The organism is Bacillus sp. TSO22 (assembly GCF_020223595.1).
In the GTDB taxonomy this organism is placed as follows: Bacteria; Bacillota; Bacilli; order Bacillales; family Bacillaceae; genus Bacillus; species Bacillus inaquosorum.
In genome coordinates this window covers 257,938-270,234 of record NZ_JAHAWO010000013.1, presented here as the reverse complement: position 1 = coordinate 270,234, position 12,297 = coordinate 257,938, and the positions used below count along the sequence as shown (strand labels likewise).

Annotated in this window: 7 protein-coding genes; all 7 read left to right on the top strand. The window is 43.3% G+C overall.

The genetic code is table 11. From position 1 onward, the window contains the following. The first annotated feature begins 14 nt into the window (after window positions 1–14). Window positions 15–2,021, top strand: coding sequence for an NAD-dependent DNA ligase LigA (gene ligA, locus KHQ79_RS16895; RefSeq protein WP_225516193.1), 2,007 nt, complete (start codon window positions 15–17; stop codon window positions 2,019–2,021). 15 nt (window positions 2,022–2,036) lie between these two features. Then, window positions 2,037–3,227 carry a CamS family sex pheromone protein gene (locus KHQ79_RS16890; RefSeq protein ID WP_003240132.1) on the top strand — a complete coding sequence of 397 codons (1,191 nt, stop codon included), beginning with the start codon at window positions 2,037–2,039 and terminating at the stop codon, window positions 3,225–3,227. A gap of 124 nt (window positions 3,228–3,351) precedes the next feature. Further along, window positions 3,352–4,545 carry an MFS transporter gene (locus KHQ79_RS16885; protein ID WP_003240131.1) on the top strand — a complete coding sequence of 398 codons (1,194 nt, stop codon included), beginning with the start codon at window positions 3,352–3,354 and terminating at the stop codon, window positions 4,543–4,545. Window positions 4,546–4,626: 81 nt separating this feature from the next. After that, window positions 4,627–9,123 carry a non-ribosomal peptide synthetase gene (locus KHQ79_RS16880; RefSeq protein WP_225516191.1) on the top strand — a complete coding sequence of 1,499 codons (4,497 nt, stop codon included), beginning with the start codon at window positions 4,627–4,629 and terminating at the stop codon, window positions 9,121–9,123. After that, window positions 9,120–10,625: a serine hydrolase domain-containing protein gene (locus KHQ79_RS16875; RefSeq protein ID WP_225516189.1), complete on the top strand. Its 1,506-nt coding sequence runs from the start codon at window positions 9,120–9,122 to the stop codon at window positions 10,623–10,625. The genes KHQ79_RS16880 and KHQ79_RS16875 overlap by 4 nt, the downstream gene beginning before the upstream one ends. Continuing rightward, entirely contained in the window at window positions 10,615–11,598 is a 984-nt protein-coding gene (locus KHQ79_RS16870) for a BtrH N-terminal domain-containing protein (RefSeq protein WP_225516187.1), read from the top strand. The genes KHQ79_RS16875 and KHQ79_RS16870 overlap by 11 nt, the downstream gene beginning before the upstream one ends. After that, a complete protein-coding gene (locus KHQ79_RS16865) occupies window positions 11,595–12,296 on the top strand; it encodes a thioesterase II family protein (RefSeq protein ID WP_060398079.1) in 702 nt (233 codons plus the stop codon). The genes KHQ79_RS16870 and KHQ79_RS16865 overlap by 4 nt, the downstream gene beginning before the upstream one ends. Window position 12,297: the final 1 nt, after the last annotated feature.

Here is a 12,297-nt window from a genome sequence, read left to right as displayed (position 1 = left end):
AAAGGAAGAAGCAGATGGACAAAGAAACAGCGAAGCAGCGGGCAGACGAACTGCGCCGCACCATCAACAAGTATAGCTATGAATATTACACCTTAGATGAACCGAGCGTCCCTGATGCCGAATACGACAGATTGATGCAGGAGCTGATTTCGATCGAGGAGGAGCACCCAGACCTCAGAACGCCTGACTCTCCTACGCAGCGTGTGGGCGGAGCCGTGCTTGAAGCGTTTCAAAAAGTCACTCACGGCACGCCGATGCTCAGTTTAGGCAACGCCTTTAACGCCGACGATCTCCGTGATTTCGATCGCCGGGTGCGCCAGGCCGTCGGTGACGATGTGGCGTATAATGTGGAGCTGAAAATAGACGGTCTTGCTGTTTCTCTCCGTTATGAAGACGGCTATTTTGTCAGAGGGGCCACAAGGGGTGACGGAACGACGGGAGAGGATATTACGGAGAATCTGAAGACGATCCGCAATATTCCGCTTAAAATGAAACGTGATCTGTCAATCGAAGTGCGCGGCGAGGCGTATATGCCAAAGCGTTCGTTTGAAACGCTCAATGAGGAACGGATCAAAAACGAAGAAGAACCGTTCGCCAATCCGCGAAATGCCGCCGCGGGATCACTCAGACAGCTCGATCCGAAAATTGCAGCGAAACGAAATCTTGATATCTTCGTCTACAGTATAGCGGAGCTTGATGAGATGGGTGTGGAGACGCAAAGCCAGGGGCTTGATTTTCTCGACGAAATCGGATTTAAAACGAACCAGGAACGAAAAAAATGCGGCAGCATAGAAGAAGTCATTGCGCTGATCGATGAGTTTCAGGCTAAGCGCGCTGACCTTCCATATGAAATTGACGGCATCGTGATTAAGGTAGATTCCCTTGATCAGCAGGAAGAGCTTGGTTTTACGGCGAAAAGCCCGCGCTGGGCCATCGCGTATAAATTTCCTGCTGAAGAGGTCGTGACAAAGCTTCTCGATATCGAATTAAATGTCGGCAGAACGGGTGTGATTACGCCGACTGCGATTCTTGAGCCGGTAAAAATTGCCGGCACAACGGTCTCAAGAGCATCCCTTCATAACGAAGATTTAATTAAAGAGAAGGACATTCGGATATTGGATAAGGTCGTCGTCAAAAAAGCGGGCGATATCATTCCGGAAGTCGTAAATGTCCTCGTTGAACAGCGCACAGGAGAAGAAAAGGAATTCAGCATGCCGACGGAATGTCCTGAATGCGGAAGCGAACTCGTCCGTATCGAAGGAGAAGTGGCACTTCGCTGCATTAACCCTGAATGTCCGGCGCAAATCCGAGAAGGGCTGATCCATTTCGTTTCCCGCAATGCCATGAACATTGACGGGCTTGGCGAACGAGTGATCACACAGCTGTTTGGGGAGAACCTCGTCCGCAATGTCGCGGATTTGTATAAGCTGACGAAGGAACAGGTCATTCAGCTCGAACGCATGGGCGAAAAGTCCACAGAAAACCTGATCAGCTCTATCCAAAAATCAAAAGAAAATTCGTTAGAGCGCTTGCTATTCGGACTCGGCATCCGCTTTATCGGTTCGAAGGCTGCAAAGACGCTCGCCATGCATTTTGAAAGCCTGGAGAACCTGAAAAAAGCCTCTAAAGAGGAACTTCTCGCGGTAGATGAAATCGGTGAAAAAATGGCTGACGCGGTCATCACCTATTTTCATAAAGAAGAAATGCTTGATCTCTTGAATGAACTTCAGGAATTGGGTGTAAACACACTCTATAAGGGCCCGAAAAAAGTAAAAGCAGAGGACAGCGATTCTTACTTTGCCGGTAAAACAATTGTCCTGACAGGAAAGCTGGAACAACTGTCAAGAAACGATGCCAAAGCGCAAATCGAAGCGCTCGGTGGCAAGCTGACTGGCAGCGTCAGCAAAAACACAGACTTGGTCATCGCCGGAGAAGCGGCGGGAAGCAAGCTGACAAAAGCGCAAGAGCTGAACATTGAAGTATGGAATGAAGAACAGTTAATGGGAGAGCTAAAGAAATAAGAGGAGTGTTTTCTATTGAAAAAGACGTTGGTAATGGCGGCAACGGCGGCAGTATTAATGCTGTCTGCCTGCTCGTCAGGTTTTGGGGGGGAGAAGGAGGAAGAGATCACGCAAAAGACGGCGAAATCGTCAGAAAAAGCGATTGTCCCGAAATATAATATCTCTGACTCCTATTACAAAATGGTGCTGCCGTTTAAGGCGGGAAAAGCGCGCGGCTTGACGACGGAACAGTTGAATACAAGACTGGACATTGATGAGTTTGAAACAGGGCTGATGCGTCTTGCCCAAGATTCTTTCTCTACTGACGATTATCTGTTCCAAGAAGGGCAATATTTAGATGAAGATACAGTATTAAGCTGGCTGGCACGGAAAAAAACAGGCTCTGATCTGAAAAAAGCCCAAAAAGAAGATAAAAACTTCAAAAATGAAGGCTTGAACCCAGCGCTTCCGAGCTCCGGTTCAACAGAAGAAAAGAACGAAAGCAGCCCGGTTTATTTAGCGTCTATGCTGGAGCACGATTATTTAGTCAGAAAAGACAAGAATTCCATCCAGCTTGGCGGCGTGATGATCGGACTGGCGTTAAACTCTGTGTATTACTATCGTGAAAAAACAGGCGACCCTCAAAAAGAAGTGGAGATTAAAGAAAGCACGCTTCGCGAGCAGGGGGAAAAAATCGCACAAGAGGTCATTAACCGCCTCCGTAAAAAAGATAACCTGAAGAATGTGCCGATTACCGTCGCGCTCTACAAGCAGGCGTCAAAAACATCGATTGTGCCGGGGAACTTCATCGCCAAAACAGAAGTCAAAGCAGGCTCCACGGATATCTCAAACTGGGATGACATAAACGAAAAATATGTATTCTACCCGGCGGATACAACCACAGCAGAAAAATACCCGGATGACACCGAGGTCTTTAAGCGGTTCAAAAACTCAATTGAAGAATATTTCCCGAACTACACTGGCGTTGTAGGGACTGCCCTGTATGAAAAAGATGAAATGACGAAAATGAAGATTGATATTCCAATGCAATTCTACGGAAAAAGTGAAGTTGTCGCGTTTACCCAGTTCTTAACGGGTGAAGTGATGGATTACTACTCCAAGAGCTCAGTTGATGTCGAAGTCAATATCACATCCTCAGACGGACAGGAAGCGGTCATTATCCGCAATGCGGGAGATAAAGAGCCGACTGTTCACATTTATGACTAATATTGGATGACCCCTTGTGCCGCTGCGGCGCAGGGGTTTTTTGCGTTTTTTTGAAGGTTAAGCAGCATTGGAGAGGGTATTTATTTATGTTATGATGTTCTAAAAATAGAAAAGGGTTGAAATTATGAAAAATAAATCCTTTTATTTCATATGGGCGGGCCAGTCAATTGCCAATTTAGGAGATTCTTTATACGTGCTGGTACTGACCCTGTTTACGTATCAAGTCACAGACTCGGCCTTTTTGGCTTCGCTGGTAGCCATGATGCAGTTCGTGGGTCAGTCATTAAGCGCAGTATTTATACCGGTTTTTATTCATAAATACAGATTAAAGCACATTTTGATTTTTTTACAGTTAACGCAAACCATTCTGTTATCTTTGTTGCTTCTCATATTTATGATAGATTTTAAATCTATTTTTATTTTTTTCTTTATTGTATTTTTAATGTCGCTGTTAGATGGAGGAACTATTCCGGTCAGAAATTCAATGATTCCCCGTTTTGTTCCAAAATCCATGTTGTTGAAAGCAAACAGCCTGGTGCTGACCTCTGATCAAATCGTGCTTTTGCTCGGTTGGCTGCTCGGCGGTATTTTGATCAAATGGCTCGGGCCGCAATTGCTTCTATTGTTGACTTTTGCACTTTATGGCACCTCTACAGTATCTTTATTTTTTGTCAAGGATGCGGGAAAAGGAGATGCCGAAAAGGAAGAAAACGAGTCCTTTATGGATAAAATTTCTTCCGGGTGGAAAGCAATTTATCAAATGCCCGTTATCAGAATGCTGACTGTTCTTGAGCTTTTATCCATGTTCGGCAGAAGTATTTGGACAGGAGCCATTATCCTTGTTTATGTCGATGAAGTGCTGCATCAAAACGAAACATGGTGGGGGTTTATTAATGCGAGCTATTTCGCCGGCACCATTACAGGCGGTTTAATCGTTTGGAAACTTTCAAAAATAATGAACGGAAAACTGTTCTCGATGATTTTATGGACATCACTTGCCATCGGGGCTTGCACACTATGCCTTGCGCTTAACAAGTATGCGTTGGCATCGCTGCTTTTTGTCTTTATTTTAGGACCTTCATTTCAGCTCCGGGGAATTGCGATCAGAACTTATGTGCAGGAGAGCATAAACGAAACTTTGCTTCCGAAAATACTGTCGGCTCAGCATACAATAAGTACATTTGTATACGGCGCATCGATCTTAATTATGAGCAGCCTTACTGATTGGCTGGGTGTTCAATATGTATTTTTCTTGAATTTTATCATTTTTACCGTTTCAGCGCTTTTATCTTTAAAACTAAAAAATGAACAAATATAGACAATGTTTTATAAATATTTACAAATTATTTGTTGTGTGTTTAAATTGGTGATGTAAAATACTACTTGTAAAGAGGTGGATATGTTGAATGGTAACTTGAATTTATTTCCTCTTTCTCATCATCAAAAAAGGATATTAAATATCGAAAATTTATACCCAGAAACAGCTATTAATCATATTGGCGGCCTCATCCAAATCAATGGAAAACTTCATCTTGAGACGTTAAAAAAAGCCATTCAGCATTGTATCAGACAGACAGAGTCCCTCAGAATACGGCTCATGAAGCAGGAAGGATCAGTTCTTCAATACATAGACGAAAAAGCGCAGGCCCGTGTGCCATCAGTCGATTTTACTTCAGCAGACCATCCATATGAAAGAATGCTAGATTGGGCCGAACGGGAATTTAAAATACCTTTCTCTTTATATGATGGCGCGCTTGTTCAATTTTATGTTTTCCAAACAGATGAAGCAACCTGCGGGTATTTAATCAAATGCCATCATATTGTTGCTGACGGCTGGTCTATGAAAATCATCATTGATAAGATTAAGGATCTGTACATGCTTCTGGCAAATGGAGAACTGCCTGAAGAAGCCGCTGACGACTATTCGGTTCTCATAGAAAAAGAGAAAAAATACCTTTCTTCGCCACGATATCAAAAAGATGCCGCATTTTGGAAAGAGGAATTTTCTCATTTGCCGGACAGCTTCTTGTCAAAAAGTTCAGCGAACATTGCGGGAAAACGCAAACGATTTAAACTTGACCAAGAACATTCTGCTGCCGTTTATGAATTTATTCAAAAGCAAGGCTCTTCGTTAAACGCATTGTTTACCGCATCGCTGTTTTGGTATTTAAGCAAAGCAACGGGAGAGAATGATTTCATTATCGGCACGCCGGTACTAAACAGGTCTGGAAAGAAGGAAAAAAGCACGGCGGGGATGACTGTCAGTACGATGCCGTTCAGAAAGAAAACAGACCTGGACCAGCGTTTCTCAGACTTTTTACAAGAAGTCAATTCAGACTACCTGAAATACTTTCTCCACCAACGGTACCCCTATGACGAACTGATAAAGGAATTACAGCTGGCAAAACAGGGATACGACCAGCTCTTCCAAATGTATATCAATTCATACAACACCGATCTTGCTTCTGATATAGATGGATGCCATGTCGAATATGATGAATTATATAACGGATCACAGCCTTATTCCCTTCAAATTGCGGTTAAAGAATGGGACGAAGGCGGAGCAATCGAATTGCAGTTCGACTACAAGGTTGCGGATTACAGCGAAGCGGAAATTCAGCAATTGAAAGACCGTTTACTCCGCCTGATTTTATTGCTTATCGAGGATCCAGACATTCAATTCAGACATTTGTCTATATTAACTGAACAAGAAAAAAGGGACGAGATATTTAAGTGGAATCAGACGAAGGCCGACTATCCGAAAGAGCAGACAATCAATCAATTAATTCAAGCAACAGCCTTGCAGCATCCGTTTCGCACAGCGATAGAGGATGGCGAGAGACATGTTTCTTATCAAGATCTGGATGAACGCTCGAACCAAATTGCTCGCTGCCTTATACATAAAGGAATAAGCCGCGGTGATTTTGTTGCCGTGAGCATGAAACACTCACCGGAGTTGATTGCTGTTTTACTGGGCATTTTAAAAGCAGGCGGCGCTTATGTGCCGATCGACCCCGAGTATCCCGCGGAACGAATCAAGTATATTTTAGAAAATAGTGAAGCGGCGTTTTTTATTACAGACCCTCTTTTTAAAATAGACTGCCGTTTGCCAAGGCACGTAAAACAAATCAGTATTGACTGCACCATGTTTAATGATTTAGATACGGGACAGTTAGACATCAGGAACGATCCTTCCGACATCGCATATATGATTTACACTTCTGGATCAACAGGGCAGCCGAAAGGCGTGATGATCGAACATCAAAGCCTTGTGAACTACATTACATCAGCCTCTCAGAATTATACTTCTTCCCAAGAGGACAGCTTTGCGCTGTACTCATCCATAGCTTTTGATTTAACCGTTACATCCATTTACACCCCATTAGTGACAGGAAATAAGATTGTCATTTACAGACAAGAAGATATCCCGGAATTTATACTACATCAAATCTTAAAAGAAATGAAAACAGCTGTCATCAAGCTGACACCAGCGCATTTAGCGTTGCTGAAAGATGCAAACTTAAAAGATTCCTCTATAAAAAGAATGATCGTTGGCGGAGAGCAGCTGCCTGTTTCTTTAGCACGCCAAATAACAGAAGCATCAGATCACCGCATCGAGATCTTTAATGAATACGGGCCGACAGAAGCGACTGTTGGGTGTATGATCCACAAATATGACCGAGAACAGGATCAGCAAGCTTCGGTTCCAATTGGGGTTCCGCTGCAGAATACAGAAATTTATTTATTAGATGAACAGCTGCAGCCTGTATTGCCGGGAACTCAAGGTGAAATGTATATTTCAGGCGATAATGTCGCCAGAGGATATTGGAAGCGTCCGGATTTGCAAACCGAGCGTTTTCTGGATAACCCTTTCATGAAGGGCAGAAAAATGTATAAGACAGGCGATCTGGCGAAAAGAACGAATAATGGATTGCTTGAATATGCAGGGCGTAAAGACCACCAAATCAAATTGAAAGGCTACCGTATAGAACTGGGAGAAATTGAATTAGCCCTGCTTTCTCTCGAGGAAATAGAAGAAGCGGTTGTCATTGATTTTGGTGATTCACAGGGCAGAAAGCAATTGGCGGCATATGTAGTGAGCTCTGCACCTACGCCAGTGCTGGAGCTTAGGAAAAAGCTTTCTGGCAAACTGCCCGTTTTTATGGTTCCGGCCTACTTTATCAAGATGGATCATATTCCGCTTACGCAAAATGGAAAAACAGATAAGAAAGCACTTCCTGATCCTTTACTGTATCAAGAACAGACAGATTACGGATTGTTAAATGAAGAGCAGAAGGAAGCAGAGGCGGTTCTTTTGGAAACCGCGAAGGAGATACTCGGCCAGACTGATATTTGCCCAGAGGATCATTTTTATCAGCTTGGCGGAGATTCTATCAAAGCCATTCAATTCGTTTCGAAAATGAAAGAAAAAGGTCTTTTTATTAAGACTCAGGATATTATGACTTATCCCGTATTTAGAGAACTGGTCAGTGCTGTGACTAGCAAACAATCGCCTGCAATTTCTCAACAACAAGCAGAAGGCAGAGTGATGGGCACGCCGATTACCCAATGGTTCTGGTCCTTGGATTTAAAGTGCGCTCATTTCTGGCATCAATCGGTTATGCTAACTGCTGAAAAAGAGGTTCACCTTGAAGATGTAAAGGCGGTTCTGTCTCTTTTAATCAATCATCACGACAGCTTGCGAATGAATGTAGAAAAAGAAACGAATACCCTGGTCTATCACAATACAAATATCGAACCTTATATCGAATACCATGATCTGTCTAATGTTTCCGAGGAAGAGCAAACCAAACAAATAGCGGTGATCGGGCAGGAAATGAGAGAAAGCACGGACTTATACAATGGAGTGCTTTTTAAAACCGGTGTGATCAAGGCAAACGAAAAAACGCATTTGTTATTTACAGCCCATCACCTGATCGCGGACGGTGTATCATGGCAAATCCTGATTGATGATTTTCTTGCTCTTTTACATTCAATAGATAAGAAGGAAGAGAAGAGACTGCCTTTAAAGACACATTCTTATCAGGAATTTTCAAATTCGATCCATGAATACGCTTATTCGCGTGAGGCGGAAGAAGAATGCAGCTATTGGAATAAAAAAGTGAAAAAGATTCAGCCGCTCTATGGGATTTGTCCGGAAAATTCCAAAGTTGAAAATAGCATAAAACTGAAACGGTCTTTGAGCAGCCAGATGACTCAAAAACTGCTCAGTGAAGCAAATGAGGCGTATCAAACCCAAACAAATGATTTGCTTATCACTGCGTTAATCCGGGCTTGCCATCATTGCACAGGCAAAGAGGTTATTTCTTTGGAATTGGAAGGTCACGGAAGAGAGACATTAAAGGAAGACTTAGATTTTTCAAGAACGTTCGGGTGGTTTACAGCAATGTATCCCGCCGTGTTTCAGGCAGAGGCTGATCTGCCGGCGCAAATCCGTTCAGTGAAAGAAAACCTGCGGAATATTCCCAATAAGGGTATTGGCTACGGCGCTCTCACCTATTTGAGTAAACGAATGCCGGAGCACAGGAAGCCTGAGCTGCGCTTTAATTATCTGGGAGAAGTTGACCGTTTTTTAGCAGACAAATCAGAATACCGCATGACTTATTTAAATTCAGGCGCCGAGTCATCACCTGAAAATAGTCTGACAGTCAGTCTTGATTTGACTGCGGGAATCTATGACGGACAGCTAACGTTGGATTTAATCTGCAGCGATCTTTATCAGACAGAGGATATGGAACAGCTTTTAGATGAATTTTTTGTACAGCTGAAGGAGCTGACTGAACATTGCTGTAAACAAGAGTCTGTCGAATATACGCCATCAGATTTCGAAACCGCCTCATTATCTATTGAAGAATTGGATTCCTTGTTCAAATGATGAGAAACGTATGGCTGATTTTATGCCTTTGTATCCTGTCAATTCAAATCTGGGGTGGCGGACAGGCAAGCGCTCAGACGCCAGTTGATAAGCGCATTGACGCTCTGATCGAAAAGCAGATGAAGGAAAGCGGAATACCGGGGATCTCAGTGACAGTGGTAAAAGGAAATGATGTGGTATACGAAAAGGGGTTTGGTTATGCCGGTGAAAGACATAGCCGCCCTGTAACCGCCTCGACATTGTTTGAGATGGGCTCAACCTCTAAAGCGTTTACTGCACTGGGTGTGCTTAAGCTTGTACGTTCGGGGGCAATCAATCTAAATGACCCTGTCAGCCGGTATATCAGCGGATTTTATGCAGTTTACAACGGAAAGAAAACAGATATCACCATTCAACAGCTGCTGCATCATACAAGCGGAATTCCTTTTTTATCGATAGCGGATATCAAAGTTGATTCAAAGGAAGATGCTTTGGAGAAAACGGCGAAGGGATTAAAGGGAGTTGAACTTAGTCATAAGCCGGGAAGCACATTTGAATATGCCACAATCAATTATGATGTGCTGGGATATATCATTGAACAGGCATCAGGCCAGCCGTACGAGCAATATATGGCTGAGCACGTTTTTAAGCAGTTAGATATGTCAAACACGTATGCTGGGCGGCACGCTGGTCATGCCGGCGATGTATCATCAGGTTTTAAAATTGGATTTTTAAAAGCCAGAGCCTATAAAGCGCCTGAGTATAGGGGGAACACGCCTGCCGGATATATTATCACGAACGCAGAGGATGTATCCAAATGGCTTCGATTTCAGCTGAATCACAGCGACGGTGATATAAGCCGCTTGATTGAGCAGAGCCACCTGCCTGATAAAAGCGTAAAAACCGAAGAGCCGGGTGTGTATTATGGTGCGGGATGGTCAATTTTTGAAAAAAAGGGCAGAGTCAGAGAAGTGTTCCATGCCGGCTCCAACCCTAACTTTTCTTCGTTTATTATCGTCAGCCCTGACGATAATGCGGCTGTAGGGGTTTTGGCCAATATGAACAGCGCGTATCCTGAGAAAATCGCTCGTTCTGTTTTACAGGTGATAACCGATCAAAGCGAAAAACAGGACGGTTCTGTCACTGATCCGTTTCAGTTCATTGATAAAGCTGCGGCTGCCATGCTGGTTTTATTCAGTTTATTGCTTATTGTTCTGCTGTGGAGAATTTATATTTTTCTAAAAGGCGTAAAATCGAAAAATGTTCCCGCTCAGCAGCGAACAAGAATAAAGGCGCTGCTTTGGGTGATTTTGCTCGCAGCTGGAATATTGGCGCCTAAGCTCATTTCAGTCTTCGCCTTTAATGGCTTGCCTTGGAGCATGATATTTATTTGGGGGCCCGGTTCTCTTCTTTATTTGGCGGCGATTTATTATGTGCTGCTCCTTGCCTCCTGTATATTCGGTTTAACCGCTTGTTTTTTCAATCACCGTGCCGCAAGAAGGAGTGAGACGCATGAAATGTGAAACATCCATCCCTGATATTCAGCCGTTTAACGACCTATTTTATCGCAGCTGTTTTTTTAACTGTTATTTTTCAGTGGTTCGCTCGTTTCAGCAAGAAATCTATCCTTATCTTTTAAATGACATATATTCGTATCAATTGGATGAAGACGGTTATCCAATGATTGATCGGACTGAAGTTTATGATCCTGAGTATGTCATGAATCAGCAGGGAATAAGCGTGGATAAGCAATCGGTGAGCAGCAGTCTCATAGATGATGTGAAACGGGATGTTCTTGAAAATAAACCCGTCATCATTTGGTTGGATTCATATGCACAGCCTTATAGACAGGAATATATGTCTAAGCATAACCGGAACAGCATACTGATTTATGGCTTTCATGACGTAGATCAGACTGTTCTTGCTATTGAAAACCGTTATCCCGATAACTTGTCATATGAAGCCAGACATATTTCATATCAGCATTTGGCCAAAGCCTATCAAGGCTTTCACAGTTATTTTCAGCCTCCTGCCGCTTTTCATTCTTATGCCTCCTTTTCTTATGATCCGGGCAGGGATCGCTCAGGGCAAAGCATTTTCAAGGATGCTGCTGCCTTCTTTGTTTATAACATCACCGAGCATGTAGATCGGATGTTATCCGGTTTGGCGTCCTTCAGCCGGTTTACTGAGCAATTTCACAGCATAAGAGACAGCGAAAAGCTCCTTCATTCATTTAATGGAATTTTAAATGTGAAAAAAACAGAGCAATACCGCCTCGCATTTCTTCCGGCGTTTGAACAGCTTGCCGCTGTGACGTCTGACATTATTGATGAGTGGGAAGCAGCGCGGCATCTTGCGGCTAAGCTTTATTTTTCGGGAGGATCTTCTTCTGGTTATGAAGACCGGATCAAAGATTCACTGAAAAAAGTGCTGGAACTTGAAGCAGCCCATATTGAATGCCTGAAGGATATTGGTAAAGAGGAGAGGGTCAAATGATCAAATTATTCTGTCTGCCGTATGCCGGGGGTTCGAGCACCATCTTCAGCGGGTGGAAAAGATTTCTTGATGCATCAGTTGAACTGGTGGCCTTAGAGCTTCCGGGACATGGAACGAGAATGTCTGAGCCATTGCTGAATCATGCAGGATCCGTGACGGAAGATCTTTTTGAGCAAGCAAAATCCCATTTGGATGATTCGGATTATGCCATTTTTGGACACAGCATGGGATCGCTGCTTGCATACGAATTGCAAAAGAAATTAACCATGGAAAATAAACAGCCGATCCATATGTTTTTTTCCGGGCGTTTCCCGCCTCATATCCCGGAAAAGAAAGTGCTTCATCAGCTTTCAAATTCCGCTTTAAAACAAGCGATTATTGAGATGGGGGGTGTACCCGAAGAATTCAGCAAAAATGAGCAGGTGCTTGACTTTTTCCTTCCTATTTTAAGAGCTGACTTTGAGTTGCTGGAAACATACAGGAATACAGCTGTTGCTCCTTTATCGTGCGATATTTCGGTTTTTTACGGAAAACGTGATCTGCCGTCAGTGCTGTTTGATTTATCTGATTGGAATCAGTACACCGATCAGACATGCAGATTTTACGAATTTGAAGGAGATCATTTTTTCATTAATCAGAAGATAAAAGAAGTGACAGCTAAAATCAATCATATTTTGAATCAGACAGGAGTGGTATGAA